This is a genomic window from Rhizobium sp. BK181, from assembly GCF_014193305.1.
Taxonomy (GTDB): domain Bacteria; phylum Pseudomonadota; class Alphaproteobacteria; order Rhizobiales; family Rhizobiaceae; genus Rhizobium.
In genome coordinates this window covers 183,936-209,544 of record NZ_JACHZA010000004.1, presented here as the reverse complement: position 1 = coordinate 209,544, position 25,609 = coordinate 183,936, and the positions used below count along the sequence as shown (strand labels likewise).

Here is a 25,609-nt window from a genome sequence, read left to right as displayed (position 1 = left end):
CCTAGTCGTTGGGCAAAGGACCTGGGAGTAACAAAGTTGACGGGAATCCCGGCAGCGACGGGATCGTCCATCGACGTGCCGGTCCGCGTCCGAAGGATTGCACCTTGCCTTTTTCCGACAAGGTATCGAGTGCCCGCTGCACGGTGCGAGGGCTCGCACCAATGGCAATCGCCAGTGCCGAGCTCGACCAGGCCTCGCCATCGGCCAAAAATGCGAGAATCTCACCGTGCCGCTCCTCGACGGGCGGCGCGAGGATAAGCACTTCGTGGCTGTGACGCGGCACAAATACAAAGCCGTCCCTCGTTGCATTGATATCCGCGATGCGATGAAGCTCGCCGCGCAACCGTCCGATTTCGACGCGCAGCCTGGCGCGATGCGATTCATCGGCTTCCTTTGCCCCGAAGGCTCGGGAGACAAGGGTGTTTCGCGATACGTCTCCCGGCCAACTCTCCGCCAACGCACGCGCGAGCGCGAACAGGACCGGACGCGTCGTCAGCGAAACGAGCATGTCCTCTTTGCGCACAACGTACCGGCATGCGTCGATCACGAGTGCGTCTGACGTTAGAACCGCCTCCACCTCCTCCAGCAGCAGGAACCGTTCCTCACCTCGCCCGATCAAACGTGCTGCCGGCGTTTTCAGAACCTGGGAGATGCCTTCGATTTCGGCGTCGAGAGCAGGAATTCCCGCCTCGCGCGCGGCATTTTCCGCCCGCTGCAGGGCCGCGCGCGCCGCACCCGTGCGAAGGCGGCGAATGGCAATCCCGCCAACGACCAGTTCGTGAGTGGTCCGCAGCGGAGGTGGAAACGGTGTCGGATCGACGCCCGCAAGCAGCTGCTCGGCCTCGTCGAGATGCCCGACCAGGAGCAGTCGTCTTGCTTCGAGATGTCGGGCGTGGGCGGCGTTCAATCGGTCGCCATGCGCTTCGAGCACCTCGCGCGCAGCGGTGAGCGTTTTGGCCGGCCAGGTGAGATCACGCGAGACCAGGGCAATTTCCGCCTCGGCGACGACACAGCGCGCTCGTGGAACCGGTTCCCTTGATCCGAACGAACGCGCCGCCGCCTTCAGCAGAATTTTCGCCCTCACGAGATCGCCGAGCTGTGCCATTGCGATGCCACGAAGCGCGAGCGCCGGCGCATCGTTGCGCAGCGCAACCCTTTTCAAGGCGCCGAGAAGATCGCCGGTCGCGAGCAGCCTCGCCGCAGCGACGATCATCGAGTCCATTGAAATCCCGTCAAACTTGTAACTCCCACCTTCTCCCGCTCTGGCCCTAGTCTCTTCCCCACCAGCAAAGCGGCCACTCGCGGCGGCGATGCTACGCAACAGACAGCAAAAGGAGAAGTAGGATGACGATGCATAAAACAGGCTCACGTGAAGAATGGCTTGCGGCCCGGCTCGACCTGCTGGGTGAAGAAAAAGAACTGACGCGACGCAGCGACATGCTGGCACAACGCCGCCAGGAGCTGCCATGGGTACGGATCGACAAGGAATACCGGTTCGAGACCGCCAACGGCAGCGCTTCGCTGGTCGACCTCTTCAAGGGTCGTTCGCAGCTGCTGATCTATCACTTCATGTTCGGCCCCGACTACACCGCCGGATGCCCGTCCTGCTCTTCGATCGCAGATGGCTATAACGGCGTCGTCGTTCATCTCGAAAACCATGACGTGGCCTTCACTGCCGTCTCCCGCGCGCCCTTCCCGAAGCTGCAGGCTTTCAAGCAGCGGATGGGATGGACATTCGACTGGGCTTCCTCGTTCGGCAGCGATTTCAACCTCGACTTCAGCGTTTTGTTCAGCGAACAGCAGCAGCGCGAAGGCGGGATCGAGTATAACTACCGCCGTGAACCACCTGCCCGGGTGCCACTCGAAGGTCAAACCGTGCAGGAATGGAAACTGCGCGGCGCCGAGAGCCCCGTCGCCCAGATCGCCTCGATGACGGGAACCGACGTTGCCACCTACACGCGCGATCGGCCCGGCCTCAGTGCTTTCGTTCTTGAGGATGGCGTTGTCTACCACACCTACTCCAGCTACGCCCGCGGGCTGGACGGCATTTGGGGTGTCTATCAGTTGCTCGACCGGGCACCCAGGGGCCGCAATGAGGAGGGCATCTGGTGGCGTCGTCATGACGAGTATGGCCAGGGATGACGTTTATGCGTTCCTACGACCAGACGAAGCGCAGCGCGCCAATCGAGACCCCGACCGACACGGCAGCAAGCATCGCCGACTGGCTATGCCTGGGCGCTGCGCCCACCTTCGCCATCATGGCGATCGTCACGATGGCGAACAGCGGAGCAGAGATGATCTGCTCCGCCATGCCGGACGCCTTTCCGGTGGACGGCATGACGACCATGTACCTACTGATGTGTGCTTTCCACCTTCCGCCATGGCTGCGCCTCATTTCCGGTCGTTCGGTCGGACCTGAGCACCCTTGACCTCTGCGGCACCGGAGGTGTCGCGAACGGCCGAGATTGCGGGCAAAGTGACTTGCATTGTTGCTTGCCCGCTCCACCTTTAACACCCGAACAAGCCCCAAACCAGGCAACCGGGAGAAGGTCCGTGCCCGACAGTTCCACGATTTCAGCAGCCGCATCGGGTCAATTTTCGATCGGCAATATCACCGTCAATCGTCTCGGCTTCGGCGCCATGCGCATCACGGGGGCCGGCATCTGGGGACCGCCGGCAGACAAGGCCGCGGCATTGGCAACTTTGCGTCGCCTGCCGGAGATCGGCGTCAATTTCATAGACACGGCCGATTCCTACGGCCCCGATGTTTCCGAAGAACTCATCCGGGAAGGGTTGCATCCTTACAAAGGACTGTTGATCGCGACCAAGGCGGGCCTGACTCGGAAGGGACCGGATATCTGGACGCCGAACGGACGGCCGGACTATCTTATCGAGCGGGCGAAAGGCAGTTTGAAGAAGCTCGGTGTCGACCGGATTGACCTTTGGCAGCTGCACCGCATAGATCCGCGGGTTCCCGCCGGCGAGCAGTTCGATGCCGTCAAGATGCTTCTTGACCAAGGCGTCATTGCCCATGCGGGCCTCAGCGAAGTTTCTGTCGACGACATAAAGGCAGCCCGCGAGGTATTTCCTGTCGCGACCGTCCAGAACCGCTACAACCTCGTCGATCGCGGTAGCGAAGACGTTCTTGACTACTGCGAACGCGCGGGCATCGGTTTCATTCCATGGTATCCGCTGGCGGCCGGCGAGCTTGCCCGCCCCGGCTCCATCCTCGACAGGTTGGCCAGGAAGTATGATGCGACGCCAAGCCAGCTCGCTCTTGCATGGGTGCTGAAACGCAGCCCTGTAATGTTGCCGATTCCCGGAACCTCGAAGGTGAAACACCTTGAGGAGAACGTTGCGGCTGCGAACATCACGCTGGATGGAGAGGATTTTGCTGCCCTCGACAAAGCTGCTCGCGAATCCGGCTCGTGAACGCGCACCGGCCACAAACACGTTTTATCAAACATCGACGGCCAGGTGATCAAAGAGGTCTCGTGCTTGGCTCGTCAACCAATCCGGCGACTGGCAGCATAAGACCAGGCGCCGGACGGCCCATGCGTCGGCAATGCGCACCTCCGATAGCGGCAATGATCTCCGAAATCGCTTTGCAGCCGTGCCGGGAATAATGCCTATGCCGGCCCCGCTGGAAGCGAGACGGCATATCCCTTCAAAGCTTCTTACCCGGACACGCATCTTCAGCTTCGCGCCCAATCGTCTGGCATGATCCTCTACGTGGCTTTGCAGCGCGCCGTCCATGAGGCCGATAAAGTCTTCCTCCAGGACTTGGCGGAAGTTGATTTTCTTCTGTTCCGCAAGATGCCACTGTTTGCTCGCAACGACCACCAGCCGGTCCGTGGCGAAATCGCGAAGGTGCAGGTCGCCTGTTTCCACGGCATCGGAGAAGATGCCGATTTCAGCGTGCCCGGCCGCAATCGCCCGCGCGATTTCAGCACTCTGTCGCTCCTTAAGATCGAGATCGATATTGGAATGCTTGACCAACCACGGCGCAAGCCGCGCCGGAAGAAACTCCATGATCGCTGCAGTGTTGGCCAGAACCTGGATTGTCGCCCGCAGTCCCTTTGCGTGCTCGCTCAGTTCACCGCGCATATGCGCCATTTGACGTTCGATCAGCCGCGCGTGATGGGCCAAGGCCTCTCCTGCCGGTGTCGGAGATACGCCTCTGCGTCCGCGCTCCAAGAGCAAGACGCCGCAGACTGTTTCCATCGACCGCAAACGCTCACTGGCCGCAGGAAGCGACAAGCCGACTTCCGCCGCGCCGCGCGTGATGTTGCCCGCCTCGGCAACCGCGAGAAAGAGGCGAAGATCGGTAAGGTCAAAGCGCATTCTAAAGGATTACACTAAGGCCAGCCTTCGGACCAGCCGAAGTCTGTGTTCCGGCAATCCGCATTGTGCGCGATGATCGTTCTGCTATCCGCAACCAATGGAAACGACACTTGCCTCCCTCCCGCTCGTCATCGTGATCTTCCTTGCTGCCGGGGTCGTCAAGGGAATTACGGGCATGGGCTTGCCAACCGTGGCGATGGGCCTGTTGGGAGCACTCGTCTCGCCGCTTGCCGCAGCCGCTTTGTTGGTGGTGCCCTCGCTGATCACGAATATCTGGCAATTGGCGGCAGGACCGAATGTTTTTCCCGCGACACGACGCCTCTGGCCAATGATGGCTGCGATTGCCGTGGCTACGATCGCTAGCAGCGCCTTCATAACCGGCGGGCACAGCAAGGGGCCAACCGCCGCGCTCGGTGCGGTGCTCATGCTATACGCGATCTACACTCTCGTCGCCCGGCCGCTTAGCATCCCGGCATGGCAGGAGCGGTGGCTTTCTCCGGCAATCGGCCTCGTGACGGGCCTGGTCACTGGTGCAACAGGCGTCTTCGTCGTCCCAGCGGTCCCCTATCTGCAATCGCTTAATCTATGCCGAGACGATCTCATACAGGCTCTCGGACTGTCCTTCACCGTCTCGACGATTGCGCTTGCCTGCGGACTTGCTTGGCATGGAGAATACCAGGCGAGCGCCCTGATGATGTCCGCAATCGCCGTCGTTCCTGCACTTGTCGGCATGATCGCCGGACAAGCTATCCGCACAAGAATAAATCCTGCCCGTTTCCGAGCGTGGTTCCTCATTGGCCTGTTTCTGCTTGGTCTGGAAATGTTCCTGCGGGCTCTACTGTAGCATGGCAGAGTTCAAAGGCCGTTTTTTCTGTGGGATTATTTTGCAGTTCCCCTTGCCCTAGTTTTTTGTCATCAAGGCGTTTTGTCCGGATGGCACCGCTCTATCTCTCGTCAAAGGAATTGCATCCATCGATCATCATGCGACCGAGCGGAGACCGCCATTTGGGAACCGAAACAGAACTGAAGCTTGAGCTGAGTGCCGACGCCGCGGATACACTATTGGGATCCGGCTTGCTCGGCGAGCCAGTCTCCGTGGAGCCGCTGACTTCGATTTATTTTGACACACCCGACCACCAGGCATGGCAAGGCGGTTATTCGCTAAGAATTCGCAGTGTCGGCGAAGCGCACATCCAAACGGTAAAGGCGACCGGCCCGAACAATGCGATCTTCGCGCGTTCCGAATGGGAAGCGCCGGTCATCGGCAACACACCCGTGATCGATTATTCGACGCCATTGAAGGCAGAGCTTGATATCGACGCGACCGCCCCCATCCCACAGTTCTCTACATCCGTAAAGCGGCATCGATGGAACGTCGATCAGGATGGAAGCAAAATAGAAGTTGCGCTGGATACGGGCTTTGTCATCGCCGGCGACCGCCAGACGCAGATACGGGAATTGGAACTGGAGCTGAAGGATGGCAAGCCAAACGCCCTGTTTGTGCTTGCCCGCAGAATCGAGGCGATTGTCCCAATCCATTTCGGTGTCGCCTCAAAAGCAGAGAGAGGCTACCGTCTCCTCGGCGAGCAGACGACGGCGTACAAGGCCGAAGCAGTGCACCTCGATCGCGAGCTGCGAGTGTCCGCGTCGTTCCAGATCATTGCCGAAGCGTGCCTCCGGCAATTCCGTCTGAACGAGTCAATTCTCCTCGACCGGGCAAACCCGTCGGCGCTTCATCAAGCCCGGGTATCCCTGAGGCGGCTGCGGTCTGCCTTCTCACTCTACAAGGCAATCCTGGTTGATGCGGAATCGCGGCGGCTCAAGGACGAGCTGAAATGGCTGACCGGCGTTCTCGGAACGGCGCGCAACATAGATGTCTTGATTGCCAGGGCAGGAAGCAGCGACGTCCGGGGCCGGCTGCTTGAGGCCCGCGATAGCTCCTATGACGATGTGCTGAATGCCCTCTACAGCTCGCGCGCCAAAGCCCTGATGCTCGACGTTAACGAGTGGCTCCGTTGCGGGGAATATCTCACGTTGTCGGAAACCACGGAGATCCGCAACGGCCCGGTGGTCGATTTCGCGATCGAGACTCTCGACCGTCACCGCAAGAAGTTGAAGAAGCGCGGCAAGTCCCTCGTCGAGGCTGACGACGAGCACCGGCACGGAGCGCGCAAGGCGGCGAAGAAGCTCAGATACGCGTGCGAGTTCTTGATCTCATTGTTTACCAGCAAGCAGGCGGAGCGAAGGTACGCCAAGTTCATCAAGTCGATGGAGGAATTGCAGGACGAACTTGGTCTGCTGAACGATATGGCAACGGCCCCGACTGTCGTTCACGAGTTGGAACTGGATTCGCATCCCGACGCCGAATCGTTGGTCGCCGTTGGCAACCGCGAAAAATTGCTGAGCGCCGCACAGTCGTCCCTGGATGACCTGATGGAACGGAAGAGATTCTGGCGCGGATGAAGCAGTACGGCACTGACATGCACCGATTTCGCTCGAGGCTGAAGCGGCTTGGCAACGGTGTCCGAGATTTCCGACGTTAGATATATGAGAAGCGACATATAAGCACTTTGCGGCGAACAGAACTTAGTGCAATCTGCGATATAAGTTCAGGTCGGTGAATCGGGGCCATTTGTGACCTGAACGCGAGAGGGGACAGGTTCACTATGAGTAGCAGGATTTCGCTGATCGCTTGCGCTGCCGCCGCGTTCGCATTTGTCACGCCGTTGCATGCAGCAGATCTTTTGCCGGCCACGGCGCCTCAGCCTCAGGCTTCGGAACCGAACGGCTGGACGTTTTCGTTTGCACCCTATTTCTGGGTCGCGGGGCTCGACGGCAAAACCCAGGTGTTTGGCCTTCCGACCGTCGACATAAATCAGAGTTTCAGCGATATCTTGGAGGATCTCGACTTTGCCTTCATGGCCGCCGGCGATGCTCGCTATGACCGGTTCAGCATTTTCACCGACATAATTTATGCGCGCATATCGACGGATGCCGCCACGCCACGCGGCGTCATCGCTGACGAAGTCAATCTCAAATCGGTGACGTTCACATCGCTGCTCGGCGTCGGCTACACGGTCTATGAGGATCCCAAGGCCCGCATTGATGTGGTTGGGGGTGCCAGATACTGGCATGTCGAAACCACGATCGCCCTGAACGGTGGCCTTGTCGGCAACCTGTCGCGCAGCGACACCGGAAACTGGGTGGATGGGCTTGTCGGCTTCAGAGGCAACTACTTGCTGACCGACAAGGCCTTTTTGACCGGTTCCGCCATGATCGGCGCCGGCGGCGCCGATCTCGACTGGGACGTGCTGGGAGCGATTGGCTACAAATTCAACGATCGAATCTCTGCAGTTGCAGGCTATCGTGCCCTCGGCGTCAATTACAGCAACGACGGCTTCACTTATGACACGATCGAACACGGCCCGATCTTGGGAGCTGTCTTCCGCTTCTGATCGATGACGTACGGAGGGCTGGAGCACGCCTGCCCATGGGACGGCGCGCTCCGCAGTATCCTCGTGACATCACACCGAGCGGGTCAATCCACCATCGACCCGAAGGTTCTGTCCCGTCATATATCCCGCCCCCGGTGATGCGAGGAAGGCAACGGTCGCGGCGATTTCCTCGCTCGTGCCATACCGCTTCATCGGAACACTGTCGCGGCGCTCCTCGGTAGCCGGAAGACTGTCGATCCAGCCCGGAAGAATGTTGTTCATACGGATATTCTCGGCCGCATACGTCTCGGCGAACAATTTTGTGAACGATGCCAGTCCGGCCCGGAACACGGCCGATGTCGGGAACATCGGGCTCGGCTCGAAAGCCCAGGCTGTGGAAATGTTGATGATGGAGCCAGCCTTCTGCTTCTGCATGTGCGGCGTGACCAGCCGCGTCGAGCGGATGACGTTCAGCAGATAGACCTCCATGCCCCGGTGCCAGTCGTCATCCGATATGTCGAGGAGTGGCGCCCGAGGACCGTGGCCGGCGCTGTTCACGAGCACGTCGATGCGTCCCCACGCCGAGATCGCAAGGTCGACGAGCCTGCGCAGATCGTCATTGGACTGGTTCGAGCCGGTCACCCCGAGACCGCCCAGGGTCTTCGCAAGTTCCTCGCCCTTTCCCGACGACGACAGGATTGCGACCTTGAACCCATCCACCGCAAGACGCTTCGCCGCCGCGGCGCCCATCCCGCTGCCGCCTGCCGTAATCACCGCTACCTTTTCTACTGACATCAAACTCTCCTGCTTCAAAAAGATCGGCACCGATTGCCATCTTCTGTCACACACGGAAAGCGTGATATCATTCCGGCATCGGCTACGCGAACCAATTCCTCTCTCATCAAGCAGTAGAAAAACTATCGAATGGCAGAAGGTATCCGGCGTCTTCCCTCCCTGAACGGCCTCCGTGTCTTCGAGGTCGTCACCCGGCACTTGAACTTCCGGCTGGCCGCCGAGGAAATTGGGGTGACACAGGGAGCCGTTGCGCAACAAATACGCGGCCTAGAAGCGGAATTGGGCCTGAAGCTGTTCGACAGACTCCCGCGAACATTGGCGCTGACCGAGGCGGGACAGAGCTACATCACCAACATCCGACGCGCCTTCGAATTGATCGCCGACGCAACGGAGACGCTGAAGCCGGAACCACTTCACCTGACCATCAGCGTCACGCCGACCTTCGCCTCGAAATGGCTGATCCCTCGTCTGCCGGATTTCACCGCGGTCCACCCCAACATCGATCTGCGCATCCTGGCCACCGATCGCATTGCCAATTTCCAGACGGATGCTGTGGATCTCGCCGTGCGTTATGGCCGGCTTCCTTTCGGATCGGGGCTGAATGCGGAACTTCTCTTCGACAACGTGCTCGTCGCCGTCGCCAGCCCCCTGCTGGTCGAGAAGCTTGGGCCGCCAGGCCAGGATGGCAATTTCGGGCGCTATCCGCTTCTTCACGACGCCCACGATTCTTGGCCACAATTTCTCGAACTGGCGTTTCCGGACAATCTGCCGACCATTTCCAAAAATATCAGATTCAATCAGACGTCCTTGGCGATCGAGGCCGCGATTGCTGGCCAAGGTCTCGCGCTTACGAGCACGTTCTTCGTGGAGGATGACATTGCGTCTGGCCGCCTCCTCCGTGTGTTTCCGAACGAACTGACGATTGGCTCGGATTTTTACGTCGTCTCGCCGCGCAAGCCACGTCATCCGACCTCGGTGATTGCCGTAAGGAGCTGGCTCGCAGACGCCGCAAGCAGGCAATAAGGCAAGGATGCGTTCCGCGCTCCAGGCATCGTTGGAACCGGATTTTGTGGGAACGGGCCGGCAAAAATACCCCGATGAACGGAACTGACTGGTGTAGCTCCCATTTCTATAGTAGCCCTCAGTTTGAAGTCAGGATTGCATGCTACTATGCAGAACCATAATCATCGGGACGTCCGGATGACGCGAAAAAACATAGGCGTATTGCAGCTGTCTTTTGTAGCCTTGGTGCTGGCGGGATGTACGAAGGTCGAGCCCCTGGAAACCGCCGCCGTTCCACAGTCGGCCCCAGTCGCAAAGACTGATCAAGCGGTTATCGCAGACACTGTCAGCCGCGGCGACGTCGGCGTGAAGCCGCTTGCCTGGGCGAATCCATCGACGGGAAGTGCCGGCGTGATTGAAGAAATTGGCGTCGACCCTGAAAGCTCATGCCGGGCATTTGTGACAACACAGCGCACGCTCGAAGGCGAAACCCGCTTCAAAGGCCTCGCCTGCCCGTCCGGTGACTCCGACTGGAAGCTCGGACCCGCACGATAAGCATGATGGCCCGCGCTGTCCCGGGCAACAACGTCTAGACGCTCGAGACGTTTCTCATCCTCAACCACCGGCAATCACCCGGAGCTCCGGCGCATAGACAGCATCGTCAGCCTCAAGACGACACGCCGACAGAAAGGTCGCGGAGGCACGCAGCCTCGCCTGCGAGCATGGCGGAAGCTGTATTGCTCTCCTCCAGCGGCGGTCGAGCATGGCGCGCCAAAAGCTTTCGTCAAATTGCGTTCACAGTTCCTGCCTAAAAGGTCCGCAGAGGTAGTTGTGAGATGAGCAAACCCTGGACCACCAGCCGCGGCCCGATTGTTGCAAATGAAGCGGATATCCGCAAAGCCCAGGCAATCAGCGACTTGCTCATGCAACCCGTCGCTGTTCTGCCAAACGCAGTCGGCGAGCCTATCCGGCCTTTTGCGCTTGGGCTCTGGCACGAGCTGAGGCCGCTTCTCAAGCCCGACGTTGGCATCACCACGCTGCGCCGCGCGACGGGTGCCTACCTTCACTCCAAGCGCTACTATTTCGCCACCGCACAGCCCGACTCCTTGCGTTACGGCATCGATGGCAAACCGCGCGAGCCGGTCTCAGAGGGTGACCGGATTGCGGCGCAGGAAAAATATCTCGGCCTCAAGCGGCAAAATGTGGCGCGTGCGGATGCCGACGCTCCTGCACCGATGGCCTCGCCAGCGCCTACGAAAGCGGATTTGATCCGGGCAGCCCTGCTCGAACGCCGCAAGACCTCGCCGTTGAAGAGCTAAAGCCGCTGCTTGCGGATGCAATCCCTTGGTTTGGGTGATCGTCGGATCAATCGCATTGTTTGCGGCGCTCGACCAAACCGCCTGGGTCGGAGAACCATTCGAAACGTTCGATGTTCCGCCTCGCCTGCGACCACCCACGCCACCATATGCATGGGCCCGCCAGTTTCCTGACGGGCCCTCGACGCAATACAATGGCCGCATCTGGCCGAGACCATAAAATCACAACCGCGCATTGACTGCACGTACCCCATTGGCGGTAAGGCGGCCTACTTTTCGGTGAATTTCGTGTTGTTGCCGCTCCTGCCAACGCGCAGTCGAAGTTCCAGTGTCACCCTTGAAAAGGATCATTCGGCCCCTGGCAGGCGTGGAACAATGACGAAGCCCTGCAGTTTCAAAGGACGTGCAACCAAGCAAAGCTCCAAAGGAGGAGACAATGCGCTTCGCGCAGCAACTCTTCGCCGCCATCGATGAAGATTGGCGTCCGGGTAATATGCCGGGCCCGATGGCTCAGCAGGAAGCTGATCGAGTCGGCCACATCCTCGCCCTGGATCGCCGTGGCTGCTTGCGCCCGCGACGAGACTAACCTTGGCGCTCGTCCCACACTCCACCTGCACGTTGCAACGCGATCAGCCTATAGAAATTCGGGAAAGAACAATCGAACCGGCGCAGCGGCGCGCGACCTGAAGGATCTGCTCGGCTGCGGCTTGGGTCGGAACCTGGCCTTCCAGAAAGAACAGTCCAGCCGACTCGACAACCGATAACTGCAGGTCTTCCGCACAGCCGCAATAAGCAATTGCTGACCAAATCTCCTCGGCAAGAGAAGCCAAAGGGGCGCGTTCGCCAATAGAGGCATATCCATCGAATTGTGGCATGAACATTGTTCCATCTCCTGGAGAAGGAACGCGCCCAAACCTGTTTCGTTCATCTGTTGTTCATCAAAACTCCCGAGGCCCGGTGCCCAAAAATTCTGGAACGAAGCGGTTGGCGCACTGTTCCAGCCTCCACTGGACGACGATCAGCCGCCATGTCGATGCTGAACTTCCATATCAACCGCGCCGGGCAGCAACTGACCAAAGCGCAGCGCGCGAAACTGGAAAACGCCAAGGACGAACTCCGAAAGGACTTCGGGCGAGAGCCCGAAGCATAGGAGCCGCAATCATCTGGCATGATATTGAACGCGCGACGATCGAAGGAATTTTTATAATTCCCGGAAAGTCCATAAGCGTGAGCGGGAAGCAATCGACATCTGGATCGAATACCCAACCGCGGCTTTCTACACGTGACGGCCGATCCGACGGGTAGTGCCGACAAAATGGACCTCGTGCTCGCCGGTTTCGAGACTTACGAAGGTTAGTCCGAGGTCGCCTCAAGCGTAAATCATCGTCAAGACTTGATGTGCAAGCACATCCCTTCTGATGCACTTGTGGAGGGGAGGAAGCATGGACGCCGCTGACCGGCCGCGTCCATGCCAGATTTTACCGATCAGACGAGATCGAAACGATCGGCGTTCATGACCTTAGTCCACGCTGCAACGAAGTCCTTGACGAACTTCGCCTTTGCATCGGACTGGCCGTAGACTTCCGCAAGCGCACGAAGCTGCGAATGCGAACCGAACATCAGGTCGACCCGCGTGCCGGTCCACTTGCGTTCGTTCGTCTTGCGATCACGACCCTCGTAAACACCTTCGTTGCCGTCAACCGGCGACCACACCGTGCCCATGTCGAGCAGGTTGACGAAGAAATCGTTCGTCAGCGCTTCGGGACGCGAGGTGAAGACGCCATGCTCAGGCACGCCGGCCTTCAACACCCGCAGCCCGCCGACGAGGACAGTCATTTCCGGAGCGGTCAGCGTCAACAGCTGGGCGCGGTCGACGAGAGCCTCTTCCGGTCGCATGAACTGCCGGCCACCGACATAGTTACGGAACGCGTCGGCGCGCGGCTGGAGCGCGGCGAAGGACGCCGCATCCGTCTGCTCCTGCGAGGCATCCATACGGCCAGGCGTGAATGGAACGGTCACGTCATGACCGCCAGCCTTTGCAGCCTTCTCGACACCAGCGGCACCGGCGAGCACGATCAGATCAGCGAGCGAGATCTTCTTGCCGCTCGTTTGGGCGGCATTGAAGTCCTTGTGGAGGCCTTCAAGCACGCCGAGCACCTTGGCGAGCTGCGCAGGCTGGTTCACGTCCCAGTCCTTCTGTGGCGCAAGACGGATACGCGCACCGTTCGCGCCGCCGCGCTTGTCCGAGCCACGGAAGGTCGAAGCGGACGCCCAGGCGGTCGAAACCAACTCTCGCACTGAAAGGCCCGTCGCGAGAACCTTTTCCTTCAGGTCCGCAATGTCGGCGTCATCGACGAGCGGATGATCGACGGCCGGGATAACGTCCTGCCAGATCAGGTCTTCGGCCGGGACTTCCGGACCGAGGTAACGCACCTTCGGGCCCATGTCGCGATGCGTCAGCTTGAACCAGGCGCGCGCGAAGGCATCGGCGAACTCGCCTGGGTTCTCGAGGAAGCGGCGCGAGATCTTCTCGTATACCGGATCGAAACGGAGGGAGAGGTCGGTCGTCAGCATGGTCGGCAGCTGCTTCTTCGCCGGGTCGAACGCGTCCGGAATGGAAGCCTCGGCGTTCTTGGCCTTCCACTGCTTCGCACCGCCCGGGCTCTGGGTCAGCTCCCATTCAAAGCCGAACAGGTTTTCGAAGAAGTAGTTGCTCCACTGGGTCGGGGTCTGCGTCCACGTCACTTCAAGGCCGCTGCCGATGGCATCGCGCCCGACACCGGTGTTGAACTTGCTCGTCCAGCCGAGGCCCTGCGCTTCCAGTTCGCCGCCTTCCGGGTCGACGCCGACAAAAGACGGATCACCCGCGCCGTGCGTCTTGCCAAAGGTATGACCACCAGCGATCAGCGCGACGGTCTCTTCGTCGTTCATCGCCATGCGGGCGAAGGTTTCGCGGATGTCGCGGGCAGCAGCGACCGGATCCGGAGTGCCGTTCGGGCCTTCCGGATTGACGTAGATCAGACCCATCTGCACGGCGCCGAGTGGCTCGGACAGCTCGCGTTCGCCGCTGTAGCGCTCATCACCCAGCCAAGTGCCTTCCGGGCCCCAATAAAGCTCTTCCGGTTCCCAGACATCGGCGCGGCCGCCGGCGAAACCGAAGGTCTTGAAGCCCATGGATTCGAGCGCGACGTTGCCCGTAAGGATCAAGAGATCCGCCCAGGAAATCTTGTTGCCGTATTTCTGCTTGATCGGCCAGAGAAGGCGGCGGGCCTTGTCGAGGTTGACGTTGTCAGGCCAGCTGTTCAGCGGAGCGAAACGCTGCTGACCGGCACCGGCGCCGCCGCGGCCGTCGGTAATGCGGTAGGTGCCGGCACTATGCCAGGCCATGCGGATGAAGAGACCGCCATAGTGGCCGAAGTCGGCTGGCCACCAATCCTGCGAGTCGGTCATCAGCGCATGAAGATCCGTCTTCACGGCGTCGAGATCGAGCTTCTTGAACTCCTCGGCGTAGTTGAACGCCTTGCCCATCGGATCGGAGAGGCTGGAATGCTGATGAAGAACCTGAACGTCCAGCTGGTTTGGCCACCAGTCGCGGTTGGATCGACCACGGGGCGTATGCGCAACGGGACATTTGCCGGCGCTGTCGGGTTTCTGGTCCATAACGTTCTCCTTGATTGCTCTGAATTTTCTGCCGTCCAAAGGGAACTCTTCCAAATCATCCGGTCGAGCCGAGGCACTTTCCGAATGAGGTTCGGTGCTTGCGGCGAAGACACCGGTCGACGCGCATCCTCCCTTTGCTTCTTCTTATCGGAACTAGACGATAATTCTAAGTTGGATTTACTGATCGTTACGATAATTAAAAGCTATGACGCTTTCGACATCGGCTGCAGCAAAAGTTTGCCAACCGCGCTGAAACGAAGGTCCCGCAACTCGTGGTTCTGGCACCCCTCTATTCGTAGCTGACGCAGCGCTCCCAATGGTCAGGAGAACGACCCGCTGCCTGCTCGATCCGAAATCCGTACCAGCATGCACACATGTTCATTTGACAGATATCCTACAAGTGGATATGTGTCTCGACATCAGGAATTTTCCGCAGCGAGATCGGCATGCCCCTAAAGACCATGAAGCCGTTGACAAGAGCCCCGTTGCTGCATGTTTCCGTGCAGGAGAGCCTGCGCGCCTACATCAACGACAACGGGCTGAAGCCGGGAACACTGCTGCCCGCCGAGAGCGAGCTTGCGACACAACTTGGCGTCAGCCGCAACTCGCTGCGCGAAGGCATCAAGGCACTTGAATCGCTTGGCGTCTTGGAATCACGGCGCGGCGTCGGAATTTTCGTGAAGGCGTTCTCGTTCGAGCCATTGCTCGACAATCTTGCCTACGGCCTTGGCGGCGCGCTCCGCCAGATCGAGGAAGTGATCGAGATCCGTCGGACGCTCGAAGTCGGCCTGATCGGCAAGACCTTGGAAACGATCGGCAAGGACGACATTGCCGAGCTCCGCGCCACCGTCAACCGTATGAAGGCGCACGCCGAACGCGGCGAATCCTTCGCCGAGGACGACCAGCTCTTCCATCGACTGCTCTTCCGCTGCCAGGAGAACGAAACGCTGAGCCGGCTGATCGACGTGTTCTGGCTCGCTTTCTACAAGGCCTCGGATTTCGTGAATCTCGACAACGTCGATCCGATGGCCACTTGGCGCGATCACGCCGCCATCGTCGATGCCGTAGAAGCCCGGGACGTGGAGGAGGCCCGCCGGCGCCTCGACCACCACTACGAAGGCATCGCCCGAGTTATCGCAACCAATAAGACAAGTTCAAATGTGGGAGGAACGCAATGAACACCCTGTCTCGACTTTCGGCTATCGCAATCGCCGCGATGATGGCAACAACAGTCGCATCGGGCTTCACCCGCCCCGCGCAAGCTGCAACCCTGTCGGGCGGCTTCGATGTTGGCCCCGGAGGCTTTCAGGGCAATTTCAATCCGCTCGCCGCAACCGCGGGCTTCACCTGGCTCAGCATCTATTTCGAACCGCTCGTGACCTATGATGCGAAGCTGCAGAAGACGGTCGGCGTACTTGCATCGTCTTATGACGTGAGCCCTGACCAGCTGACCTATACGTTCAAGCTCGTTGACGCGAAGTGGCACGACGGAAAGCCATTCACGGCCAAGGACGCGAAGTTCACGATGGAACTCGCCAAGAATGCAAAGACCGGATCTGTCCTGGCCGCTCGCCTAACACCGGTGTCATCCGTCGAAGCTCCTGATGACCACACGCTCGTCATCAAGCTAAGCGCGCCATCGGCCAGTCTCATGGATACCCTGACAAAGGTCATGATGCTCCCCGAGCACGCACTGGCCGCAATACCGGCCGACCAGCTCGCCAAGAACGCATGGTGGTCGACGTCACCGATCGGCACCGGCGCGTTCAAATTCTCGAAGTACGTCAACGACCAGTATGTCGAGCTCATTGCCAACACGGACTATAGAGGCGGCAAACCGGCCCTCGAAAAGATCATCAATCGCTACTTCGCCGATCCGGCGGCTGCGATCGCCGCGCTTCGAGCCGGTGAAATCCAGTTCACCTATGTCGACTCCAATGATGTTCCGACATTCAAGGACGATAAGTCTTTCCAGGTGATCGAAGGCAATTCCTTCGTCGTCAACTATCTGGGTTTCAATCATGAATCGCCTATCTGGAAGGATTTGCGTGTCCGACAGGCGGTGATGCACGCCATCAATCGCGACGCGATTATCCAGAGCCTTTACGGCGGCGCCGCCAAGCCCGCCAACTGCGCCTACGTCGCCGATCAACTCGTCCCGAAGGGCATTGATGACTATGCCTACGATCCCGAAAAGGCGAAAGCGCTTCTGAAGGAAGCTGGCTGGGACGAGATCAACGGCGGGAAGCCGATTACGCTCCTGACCTACTACACGACGCCCTTGGCGACCAATGTGCTGGCCGCCGTTCAGGCAATGCTGGCTCAGGTTGGCATCAACGTCGTGCCGCGTGCGGTCGATGCCCCAACATACAACAGCATCGTCCTGAAGCCCGACGCAGATATCTCGCAGTTTCAGCTGGTCTATGCCGGCCTGCAAAACGGACCAGATGCAGGCAGTATCAATGTCGGGCTGAATGAAAAGCAGATCCCGCCGGCCGGCCCGAACGTCGTTCGCGCCCGCATGCCCGATCTGACGGCCGCGCTCGACGCCGCCCTGGGTGAACCTGACGCGGCAAAGCGTGACGAACGCTATCAGCAGGTCTGCAAGGTCATGAATAGCCAGCTCCCGTGGGGAACCCTCTGGGTAGCCAATCGCTATGGCGTGGTATCCTCCAAGGTCAAGGATTTTGTGTGGACTCCCGCCCCTGGCGGCGGCCCCTATCAGGCCGATCCGCAGCGCTGGTCCATCACCGAATAGGACCGCCATGGATACGAAAGGGTGGCGTTGCCACCCTTTCAGGACGGAGTTGCAATGCTGAGATACAGTCTCCGGCGCCTAGCGATCGGAATAGGCATGCTGCTTGCTTTGAGCATGCTGATTTTCCTTCTGCTGCGCCTCACCCCTGGCGATCCGATCGACGCCTATATCGATCCGAACATCCCGATGTCGCCAGCCGACTTGGCCGAGCTGCGCAGCAGCCTCGGTCTCGACCAGCCCCTGCCCGTGCAGTATCTGGCCTGGCTGCAGCAAGCCTTGGCCGGCAATCTCGGCTACTCGATCAAGCGGATGGATCAGCCGGTGCTCGGTCTCGTCCTGTCGCGCATAGGTCCCACCGTCCTGCTCATGGGAACGGCTCTCGTTATCTCGACTGTCGTCGGCATCGCCACGGGCATCATCAGCGCCGTACGGCGTAACTCCATCGCCGACCTCTCGTTCTCGGTGATTGCCCTCACAGGCATTTCCAGCCCGGCCTTCCTCAGCGCATTGATCGGACTCTACGTCTTCGCCGTGCGGCTCAAATGGATGCCATCGGGTGGAATGCTGACGCCGGGCGAGGCTTTCTCGGTCCTCGATCTGCTGCATCACCTGATCCTTCCTGCCTCGCTCCTTGCGGTCGCTCAAGCGGCTCTGATCATGCGCTATATGCGCGCCTCCCTGCTTGAAGTGCTCAATCAGGACTATGTCCGCACGGCACGGGCGAAGGGCGTCGTCGAGTTCTGGGTGATCGTCAAGCATGCGTTGCGCAATGCGCTGCTGCCTGTTGTCACGCTCATCGGCTCGACTATCGGCCTTGCCGTCGGTGGTGCAATCTTCATCGAGAGCGTTTTCAACTGGCCGGGCATGGGCCTGCTGCTGGTGGATTCCGTCGAGACCCGCGACTACCCGGTCATTATGGGCGCCACGCTCATCATCGGAGCCTGCGTGATCGTCGTGAACCTTCTGACGGACGTCACCTACGCGGTGATCGATCCGCGCATCAAGGTGGCGTGAGCATGCTGGCCAGAACCCCTAGCCGCAGTCCCGGCCCCCTCGCCCGTGCACTCGACCGCTTCCTGATCAACCGCGCCGCCGTTTTCGGTATCTGCCTGGCTCTTCCTGTCCTGGCGATGATCCTCACCTATCCCCTGTGGTGGAGCTTCAAGCCGAACGACATCGACCTTTTGGCGATGAACTCTGGCCCAAGCCTGAAACATTGGTTCGGTACCGATGGCGTCGGCCGCGATGTGTTTGCCCGCGTGATGGAAGGCGGCCGCATCTCACTCCTCGTCGCTGTTGCGTCGACACTGCTCTCGGCCGTCATCGGCTTTCTCTTCGGCGCTGTCTCCGCCCTTTCCGGCCGCTGGGCAGACGCGGTCGGTATGCGGTTTGTCGATCTCGTGATGACGCTGCCGCCGGTGATTTTTCTCCTTGTGCTCGCCTCGATCGCCGGCACGGGCATCTGGCCGACGGTCCTCGTCATCTCACTGTTGTCCTGGCCACTTCTGGCGCGAATGGTGCGCGCACGGCTGCTGGAACTGCGTGAGCGTGACTTCGTCGTCGCCGCTCGGGGAATGGGCGCCGGCTTGCCCCATCTCCTCTTCCGACATGGGCTGCCGAACTCCGTCGATATCCTGGTGGTCTACGCCACGCTGCAGATCGCCAACGCCATCCTGCTCGAGGCCGGGCTTTCCTTCCTTGGCCTCGGCATCGCACCGCCGGCCGCCAGCTGGGGCAACATGCTGAACGCGGCCCGTTCGACGGCGGTCCTCGAACAGTATCCTTGGCAATGGCTGTTCCCAGGCGGGGCGCTCATCCTGGCGGTGCTTGCCATCAACTTCATCGGCGACGGTCTTCGGGACGCTTTCGACCCTCGCGCTGAACTAAACTGATCACTCGAAAGAAAGAGACTATGACAAAATTCAAAGGTGTAATTCCTCCAGTCGTGACGCCGCTCAATGCCGATTTCACGGTCGACTATCCGTCCTACACGCGGGTTCTGGAGCATCTCATCGAAGGCGGTTGCCACGGTGTTTTCGTGCTCGGCTCGACAAGCGAGGTGATCTTCCACGACGACAAGACGCGCCGCGAGATCATCGAGCACTCGGCAAAAGTGGTGAACGGACGCGTGCCTCTGATCGTCGGCGTCATCGATCCGACGACGGATCGCGTCATTCATCATGCGGACGTTGCCAAGCGTGCCGGGGCCGACGCCGTGGTTGCCACCGCGCCGTTCTATACGGTCACCAGCCAATCCGAGATCCTCGACCATTTCCGCTTTATCCGTGACGCGGTCGACGTACCGCTCGTCGCCTACGACATTCCGGTCTGCGTCCACGTCAAGCTGCAGCGCCAGACGACGGTGGCCTTGGCAAAAGAAGGCACGATCATCGGCCTCAAGGATTCCAGCGGCGATGACGGCAACTTCCGCTATGCCCTGCTCGATCTCGCTGATCGGCCGGATGTGTTCCTGATGACCGGTTCGGAGATTGTCGTCGACAATGCCTTGCTGATGGGCGCGCACGGGGTCGTTCCGGGCATCGCGAATGTCGATCCTCACGGCTATGTGCGCCTTTGGGACGCCGCCCAGCGTGGCGACTGGGTCGCCGCACGCAAGGAGCAGGAGCGGCTCTGCCGCCTCTTCGAAATCGTCTGGGTTGCCCAGGGCCGCGTCAGCGGCGGCGCCTCCGGCATCGGTGGCTTCAAGACTGCCATGAAGAGCCTCGGTATCATCGACAGCGCGGTCATGCCGCGCCCGCGCACTGCGCTCAATGAAGCCGAGACCGCCAGGATCAACGAGATCCTGCGCGCAACCGGTCTGCTTGGGTGACCAATATGCAGTCAGCCGAACCGATCCTCTCCATTCAGGGCCTCAAGACCATCTTCCGCATTCGCGGAGGCGATGTCACGGCAGTCAACGATGTCGACCTGACCGTCGGCGCGGGGGAGACCGTGGCCCTGGTGGGAGAATCCGGTTCGGGCAAATCGGTGACCAGCCTTTCCGTCATGCGCCTTCTGACCCGCAACATTGGATCGATCGCGGCAGGCAGCATCCGGCTTCGCCGAAAGGACGGATCCCGATGCAATCTGGTTTCGCTAACGGAAGACGAGATGCGCGACATTCGCGGCGACGACATCGGCATGGTGTTTCAGGAGCCGATGTCCAGCCTCAACCCCGTCTATACGATTGGCGACCAGATCTCCGAGCCAATTCGCATTCATCGCGGAGCAAGCCGGAAAGCGGCAATGGCCACTGCCATTTCGCTGCTGGAAAACGTCGGGATTCCAGATGCCAAGCGCCAGGCCCGTCAGTATCCGCACGAGCTGTCCGGCGGCATGCGCCAACGTGCGACGATCGCCATGGCGCTTGCCTGCGACCCGACCTTGCTGATTGCGGATGAGCCGACAACCGCACTCGACGTGACGATCCAGGCGCAGATCCTCGACCTGCTGCTGATGCTTCAGCGCGAGCGCGGAATGGCAATGCTGTTCGTCACCCACAATCTCGGCGTCGTCGCCCAGATCGCCCATCGCGTCGCCGTTATGTACACCGGCCGCATCGTCGAGGAAGGCCCGGTCAACGAGGTCTTCAGCAATCCAAAACACCCCTACACGAAGGGCCTTCTCGCCTCGATGCCGCGGCTTGGCGATGCGACACGGATGAAACAATCGGGGGAAAAACTCGCAGCCATTCCGGGCGTCGTTCCGAGCCTGATGAACATGCCTTCTGGCTGCACCTTCGCACCGCGTTGCCAATTTGCGATCGAGGCCTGTCGCAAGGCGGTGCCGGCGCTTGAAGCCGTTGGACCGCTTCATAAGAGCCGATGCATTCGGTGGCGGGAGATTTAGATGACCGAGCCTTTGCTTTCCGTTCGCGACCTGTCGAAAAGCTACACTTCCCACGGCACGCAACTGACAATCCTGAAGGACATTTCCTTCGAGATCGGTAAGGGCGAAGTCGTTGGGCTGGTTGGCGAATCCGGCAGCGGCAAAACGACAATCGGCCGCTCGGTCCTTCGCCTGGTCGAGCCGTCATCAGGCAACGTGCATTTTGATGGCGTCGATCTGACGGGGCTTTCATCCACGGCGATGCGACGCATGCGTCCGCGGATGCAGTATATCTTCCAGGACCCCTTTGCCAGCCTCTCGCCGCGCATGACCATCGGCGAGATCCTGACCGAAGGCCTGAAAATTCAGCGCATCGGAACCCGCCGGGAACGGCTCGAACGCGCCCGTGTGGCGCTTGAGCAGGTCGATTTGCCGGCAGAAGCGATTAATCGCTACGCGCACGAGTTCTCAGGCGGGCAGCGTCAGCGCATCGGCATTGCGCGCGCGCTGACACTGGCCCCGGAACTGATTGTCGCCGACGAGCCGGTGTCGGCGCTCGATGTCTCCATCCAGGCGCAGGTCATAAACCTGCTGCGCGATCTGCAGCAGCGGCTTGGGCTGACCATGCTGTTCATCTCGCACGACCTTGCGGTCGTGGAGTATATCTGTGACCGGGTGATCGTCCTTTACCTCGGCCGTATCATGGAAATCGCGGCGAGCAGCGAACTTTACGCCCGGCCACGGCATCCATATACGCGCGCGCTACTGTCCGCCATCCCCTCCACCGATGTCGGTGCCAAACGCCAGCGGCAGGTACTGAAGGGTGAAATCCCGAGCCCCGCGAATCCGCCGAGCGGCTGCGTTTTCCGCACCCGCTGTCCGCATTCCATCGAAGCTTGCAGCCAGGCCGTTCCTGAGCTGCGGGAAGTCGCGCCGGGGCACCTCAAGGCGTGCATTCGCGACGATATACCTTTGGGAGCCATGCCTTGACGACGCAGAGACGACATTCAATCGCCGGCAATTGGGCAAGCCTTCTTCTCCCGATCGTGGAGGACGACGCGATCGATTTCGCTGCCCTCGGCGAAGAGATCGACATCCTGATCAAAGCCGGGGTCGGCGGCATCTATTCGAACGGTACGGCCGGCGAGTTCCACAATCAGACGGACGTCGAGTTCGAGCGGATCCAGGTTATCCTCGCGGAGCGTTGCACGAGTGCCGGCATGCCATTCGTGATCGGCGCATGCCAGCCGGATCCGCACATCGCTCTGTCACGCGTTGCCCGCGCATCCGCGCTGAAGCCGCTGGCGATCCAGATCATTCTGCCGGACTGGTGGCCGGTCACCGATCTTGAGGCAATCGATTTCCTGAGACGCGCGACGGACCGCGCCGAGGGGACCCCCTTGATCCTCTACAATCCGCCACATGCCAAGCGGGTTCTGACGCCGCGGGAACTTGCCGCCGTCTGTGGCCCATCGCCTGCCGTCGTCGGTATCAAGCTCGCCGATGGCGACGCCGATTGGTATGCCGCCGCCCGCGAATACCTTGCCGAGTTCGCGCTCTTTGTGCCTGGCCATCATCTCGCGACCGGCATGAGCCACGGCGTTGCCGCAGGCGCCTTTTCCAACGTGGCCTGCCTCAGCCCGCAAGGCGCCCAGTGGTGGACAGATTTGATGGCGGAAGACATCGAAGCCGCGCTAGCAATCGAGAAACGCATTTGCGCGTTCATGGATAACCACATCGTTCCATTCCGCCAAGCGCAAGGCTACTCGAATGCCGCCCTCGACAAGTTGCTGTGCGCGATCGGAGGCTGGGGGCCGGTTGGACCGAAGCTCCGATGGCCATACCGCTCTATCGATCAAGCCGAAGCCGAGCGTCTAAGACGGATCGCGCGAGCGGAACTGCCCGAACTCTTCGATTGAGCGGAGCCAAATGCGGCCGTGACGGACGGGCGGTCGCGCTCAAACCGCATCGATCTTGAAATCGGCATCTTCCCACCGCTGGGTGTTCGTCCAGAAGATTGTGAACAGAATTGTGCCTGGACTCAGCCCTTCCGTCGGCAGGTCGCAGACATAGGTGCCAAAACCCGTATCGTGGGCATGACTGTCGATAACGGTTGCCCAACCGTCGGTAGACCAATGCACCAGGGCCTGTTCGGGCAGTTCGATCCGCAGTTTGCGGCCGGCAGCCATACGGGTGCGCTTGGCGTTTAGGCGCCATGCGAATGGCGGACGACCGAGCTTTGCTGCGACATACCGGGCAAATGTTTGAGGCGGCATGTCGAAGACGACGCCATCGCGGATCGAGCGCAGGAGCTTGATATGTTCCGCGTGAGCCCAGACCAAGGGCATGGCGCTGCCGGACGGACGACCGAGAAAGAGCTCGCGCTCCGGCACGTCGTCGCTATCCCATATCTGCTCCGGCAGCAGTCCACCATCGCTTGCCGAGGCTTCCAACGCTGCCAAGAGGCGTTGCGCCTCACCGCGTCGTCCGGCGGCAAGTTCGTAATGGGCGCGCTCGCCGGTCAAAAGCGGCCAAAGCCTCCCGACACCGCGGCCAGCGAACGGGGCACCACCAACGCGCTCCCCGTAGCCGTCGTCGTTGTACCGGTACCAGTAGGATCCGGTTGGCAGGTCACGTCGCAACTCGGCATCGATCGCCGCGATCGTGCCTAGGATGCGTGGGTCGTCGGCGGCGCGAAGTCCGAACCGCACCAAGGCAAGCGCGTCCGGGCTAATAAGAAGGTCTGCTTCGAGCACGGCCTTGCCATCGTCGCGATTGCGGATCGGGATAAAGTCCCGGCCGAGCGAGGAGACGTCTTCCGCGGCGGTGGCAATGCGAACGTAGTAGCCGTCGATGCCAAGTCGGCGCGACAACTCCGTATCGCTGGCATAGGTCCACTCCTCGATGCGCTCGTTCCAACCATCCGCCACCTCCCGCAAATATTGCGCTTGAGGCAACCGTCCGGCCGCTTCCATCGCATCGGCCGCCGCGAGCAACCCCGCGATCTCGACGGCCAGCGTAAAGGGCGAGTAGCCAGCATCCTCTTCCCAGCGATCTTGCTGGGTGGCAGGACCGTTGGTGACGATGTAGGCCGCAGCAGCCTCGATCATCGCCACGTATCTGCCTGTCTCCGACAAACCGATCACGCCGGCGCGAAGAAGCATGTCGTAAAGCAGGACAGGAAAGGCCGTCTCGTCCATCTGGATGCCGTTCCAATACGGTCGGCCGTCGAGCCAGGCATTCTGCACCCAATGGCCATCCGCCTCCTGGATCGCCGAGAGATAGTCGAGCACCGACCGCGCATCGGCTTTGGCGCCAGCGGCAAGCAGCCCTCCCGCGGTTTCCACCAGATCGCGTGTCCAGACCAGATGATACCCGCCGAGATCGTCGTCGCTTTTGTTGAAGCCCCAGGGGATGGAAAGGCTCGCGATAATGGCGCCGGAGGCATCGTCGCGGTGGCTGGCGAGCACGCTGGTGCTGACCCGGTAACGGTTCAACTGGTTGGGATCATGAGGCTCGTCCAACGCAAGCAGGCCGGCCTGCCACCCCCGCCATCCGCTCTGATAGTACCTCAGCGCCGGCTCGATACCCTGTTCCAGGCTGAGGACGGCACGGAAAGCAGCCTCCTCCGGCTCCGCGCCGAAACCGATGGCGACCAATATCCGCCCTTGGCCCGCCTGCAGGTCGAGCGTCCCCGATAGCGCAACATTGCCGGACACGGCACAGCGATACTCCTCCTTCAGCCCTTCGCCCCGCGACAACGTCTGCCAGCCATCCGAAAAACCGACATACCCGGCCGAACGCGCAAGCCAAGGCACCGAAGCGGCAACCGCAAGCGCTCGGCCAGAACCCTCGGCAAAAAGCATCGGCCTGCCCTTGAAATCGGAGCACCAGGCGGTGTTGTCGGCGCCGCCGTTGACGAGATGCGGCGCCACGAGGGCGTGCAGTTGGTAGTCGGAGAGGCCGCCGATCAACGCCTCGAAGCGTAACTCTTGCAGCACCACCTCGCGCTCAGGATCAGTAAGGATCGTTTTGGTGATGCGATAACGGCCATCGCGGGCGGTGTTGATAAGGCGGAAGGCCGGGACGCCATCCTCGATTGCCTGCACCCGATGATCGGCATCACGCTTCTCTTCTGAGAAGTAACCATCGCCTGTCACGATGAAGCCGAAATCGCGGACACAGGCCATATCCAGCCGCGGCGCATAGATCTCGTTGAGGATACCGTGGCTTGCCGTGAACCAAACGGGACTTGCCGGGCCGACGGCGGTGCCGACCGCGCTCTTGTCACTTGAGGTCCAGCGCGGCTCGATCCCGGGAGCGCCGGGTGGGTCGATGGAACCGGGAGGCAAGCTCGGAAAGGTCAAGTGATGATCCTCCGCTTAGTGTGCGCTCTTTTCAGTGAGCCATCCTGGCGTTTAAATCAAGCGACACCGCATTTTCGCCCGGCGCTTGACAGAAGCTGCCGATCT

General features: G+C 60.6%; 24 protein-coding genes and 1 pseudogene. 19 read left to right on the top strand and 6 right to left on the bottom strand.

What is annotated here, in order from left to right:
• Position 1 precedes the first annotated feature (1 nt).
• Positions 2–1,222, bottom strand: coding sequence for a helix-turn-helix domain-containing protein (locus FHT77_RS13405; protein WP_183755491.1), 1,221 nt, complete (start codon positions 1,220–1,222; stop codon positions 2–4).
• A gap of 122 nt (positions 1,223–1,344) precedes the next feature.
• On the opposite strand from FHT77_RS13405, the gene FHT77_RS13400 reads away from it, so the two are divergent.
• From FHT77_RS13400 to FHT77_RS13390, 3 genes are all read left to right on the top strand, one after another.
• On the top strand, positions 1,345–2,142 hold the full coding sequence (locus FHT77_RS13400) for a thioredoxin family protein (RefSeq protein ID WP_183755490.1): 798 nt from the start codon (positions 1,345–1,347) through the stop codon (positions 2,140–2,142).
• 5 nt (positions 2,143–2,147) lie between these two features.
• The gene (locus tag FHT77_RS13395; RefSeq protein ID WP_183755489.1) at positions 2,148–2,429 is read left to right on the top strand and encodes a hypothetical protein; all 282 of its coding nucleotides are present in this window, start codon (positions 2,148–2,150) and stop codon (positions 2,427–2,429) included.
• A gap of 124 nt (positions 2,430–2,553) precedes the next feature.
• Positions 2,554–3,432 carry an aldo/keto reductase gene (locus FHT77_RS13390; protein ID WP_183755488.1) on the top strand — a complete coding sequence of 293 codons (879 nt, stop codon included), beginning with the start codon at positions 2,554–2,556 and terminating at the stop codon, positions 3,430–3,432.
• Positions 3,433–3,459: 27 nt separating this feature from the next.
• Here FHT77_RS13390 and FHT77_RS13385 read toward each other — a convergent pair whose 3' ends face one another.
• Entirely contained in the window at positions 3,460–4,344 is an 885-nt protein-coding gene (locus FHT77_RS13385; protein WP_183755487.1) for a LysR family transcriptional regulator, read from the bottom strand.
• A gap of 97 nt (positions 4,345–4,441) precedes the next feature.
• Here FHT77_RS13385 and FHT77_RS13380 point away from each other — a divergent pair, with 97 nt between their 5' ends.
• From FHT77_RS13380 to FHT77_RS13370, 3 genes are all read left to right on the top strand, one after another.
• A complete protein-coding gene (locus FHT77_RS13380; protein WP_183755486.1) occupies positions 4,442–5,188 on the top strand; it encodes a sulfite exporter TauE/SafE family protein in 747 nt (248 codons plus the stop codon).
• 161 nt (positions 5,189–5,349) lie between these two features.
• Positions 5,350–6,807 carry a CHAD domain-containing protein gene (locus tag FHT77_RS13375; RefSeq protein WP_183755485.1) on the top strand — a complete coding sequence of 486 codons (1,458 nt, stop codon included), beginning with the start codon at positions 5,350–5,352 and terminating at the stop codon, positions 6,805–6,807.
• A 203-nt stretch (positions 6,808–7,010) separates the two neighbouring features.
• Positions 7,011–7,799, top strand: a complete 789-nt coding sequence (locus FHT77_RS13370; RefSeq protein ID WP_183755484.1) for a DUF481 domain-containing protein — start codon at positions 7,011–7,013, stop codon at positions 7,797–7,799.
• A 69-nt stretch (positions 7,800–7,868) separates the two neighbouring features.
• On the opposite strand, the gene FHT77_RS13365 is transcribed toward FHT77_RS13370, so the two are convergent.
• Entirely contained in the window at positions 7,869–8,573 is a 705-nt protein-coding gene (locus tag FHT77_RS13365; RefSeq protein ID WP_183755483.1) for an SDR family oxidoreductase, read from the bottom strand.
• Positions 8,574–8,702: 129 nt separating this feature from the next.
• Here FHT77_RS13365 and FHT77_RS13360 point away from each other — a divergent pair, with 129 nt between their 5' ends.
• From FHT77_RS13360 to FHT77_RS13345, 4 genes are all read left to right on the top strand, one after another.
• Positions 8,703–9,596 (top strand): LysR substrate-binding domain-containing protein, encoded by an 894-nt coding sequence (locus FHT77_RS13360; protein ID WP_183755482.1) that lies wholly within the window; start codon positions 8,703–8,705, stop codon positions 9,594–9,596.
• 177 nt (positions 9,597–9,773) lie between these two features.
• Positions 9,774–10,130, top strand: a complete 357-nt coding sequence (locus FHT77_RS13355; RefSeq protein ID WP_114713645.1) for an RT0821/Lpp0805 family surface protein — start codon at positions 9,774–9,776, stop codon at positions 10,128–10,130.
• Between the two features lie 281 nt (positions 10,131–10,411).
• The gene (locus tag FHT77_RS13350) at positions 10,412–10,894 is read left to right on the top strand and encodes a ProQ/FINO family protein (RefSeq protein ID WP_183755481.1); all 483 of its coding nucleotides are present in this window, start codon (positions 10,412–10,414) and stop codon (positions 10,892–10,894) included.
• A gap of 433 nt (positions 10,895–11,327) precedes the next feature.
• Positions 11,328–11,477: a hypothetical protein gene (locus FHT77_RS13345; protein ID WP_183755480.1), complete on the top strand. Its 150-nt coding sequence runs from the start codon at positions 11,328–11,330 to the stop codon at positions 11,475–11,477.
• A gap of 43 nt (positions 11,478–11,520) precedes the next feature.
• On the opposite strand, the gene FHT77_RS13340 is transcribed toward FHT77_RS13345, so the two are convergent.
• The gene (locus tag FHT77_RS13340; protein ID WP_183755479.1) at positions 11,521–11,772 is read right to left on the bottom strand and encodes a BON domain-containing protein; all 252 of its coding nucleotides are present in this window, start codon (positions 11,770–11,772) and stop codon (positions 11,521–11,523) included.
• Between the two features lie 80 nt (positions 11,773–11,852).
• Here FHT77_RS13340 and FHT77_RS13335 point away from each other — a divergent pair.
• Positions 11,853–12,041 (top strand): annotated as a pseudogene (locus FHT77_RS13335) (DUF3175 domain-containing protein); the annotation flags it as partial.
• A gap of 335 nt (positions 12,042–12,376) precedes the next feature.
• Here FHT77_RS13335 and katG read toward each other — a convergent pair.
• Positions 12,377–14,551: a catalase/peroxidase HPI gene (gene katG, locus FHT77_RS13330; RefSeq protein ID WP_183755478.1), complete on the bottom strand. Its 2,175-nt coding sequence runs from the start codon at positions 14,549–14,551 to the stop codon at positions 12,377–12,379.
• A gap of 446 nt (positions 14,552–14,997) precedes the next feature.
• Between katG and FHT77_RS13325 the strand changes: the two genes are divergently transcribed.
• Genes FHT77_RS13325 through FHT77_RS13290 form a run of 8 tightly spaced genes read left to right on the top strand, consistent with a single transcriptional unit; the run spans position 14,998 to position 23,056 of the window.
• Positions 14,998–15,729: a FadR/GntR family transcriptional regulator gene (locus FHT77_RS13325; protein WP_183755477.1), complete on the top strand. Its 732-nt coding sequence runs from the start codon at positions 14,998–15,000 to the stop codon at positions 15,727–15,729.
• Positions 15,726–17,309, top strand: coding sequence for an ABC transporter substrate-binding protein (locus FHT77_RS13320; protein ID WP_183755476.1), 1,584 nt, complete (start codon positions 15,726–15,728; stop codon positions 17,307–17,309). The genes FHT77_RS13325 and FHT77_RS13320 overlap by 4 nt, the downstream gene beginning before the upstream one ends.
• A gap of 54 nt (positions 17,310–17,363) precedes the next feature.
• On the top strand, positions 17,364–18,323 hold the full coding sequence (locus FHT77_RS13315; protein ID WP_183755475.1) for an ABC transporter permease: 960 nt from the start codon (positions 17,364–17,366) through the stop codon (positions 18,321–18,323).
• A 2-nt stretch (positions 18,324–18,325) separates the two neighbouring features.
• On the top strand, positions 18,326–19,201 hold the full coding sequence (locus FHT77_RS13310; protein ID WP_183755474.1) for an ABC transporter permease: 876 nt from the start codon (positions 18,326–18,328) through the stop codon (positions 19,199–19,201).
• Between the two features lie 20 nt (positions 19,202–19,221).
• Positions 19,222–20,139 carry a dihydrodipicolinate synthase family protein gene (locus FHT77_RS13305; RefSeq protein WP_183755473.1) on the top strand — a complete coding sequence of 306 codons (918 nt, stop codon included), beginning with the start codon at positions 19,222–19,224 and terminating at the stop codon, positions 20,137–20,139.
• 5 nt (positions 20,140–20,144) lie between these two features.
• On the top strand, positions 20,145–21,158 hold the full coding sequence (locus tag FHT77_RS13300) for an ABC transporter ATP-binding protein (RefSeq protein WP_183755472.1): 1,014 nt from the start codon (positions 20,145–20,147) through the stop codon (positions 21,156–21,158).
• On the top strand, positions 21,159–22,127 hold the full coding sequence (locus FHT77_RS13295) for an ABC transporter ATP-binding protein (protein WP_183755471.1): 969 nt from the start codon (positions 21,159–21,161) through the stop codon (positions 22,125–22,127).
• Complete coding sequence (locus FHT77_RS13290) at positions 22,124–23,056, top strand: dihydrodipicolinate synthase family protein (RefSeq protein ID WP_183755470.1); 933 nt, start codon at positions 22,124–22,126, stop codon at positions 23,054–23,056. Before FHT77_RS13295 ends, FHT77_RS13290 begins: the two co-directional genes overlap by 4 nt.
• Positions 23,057–23,095: 39 nt before the next feature.
• On the opposite strand, the gene FHT77_RS13285 is transcribed toward FHT77_RS13290, so the two are convergent.
• Positions 23,096–25,504 (bottom strand): glucan 1,4-alpha-glucosidase, encoded by a 2,409-nt coding sequence (locus FHT77_RS13285; protein WP_183755469.1) that lies wholly within the window; start codon positions 25,502–25,504, stop codon positions 23,096–23,098.
• Between the last annotated feature and the right edge of the window lie 105 nt (positions 25,505–25,609).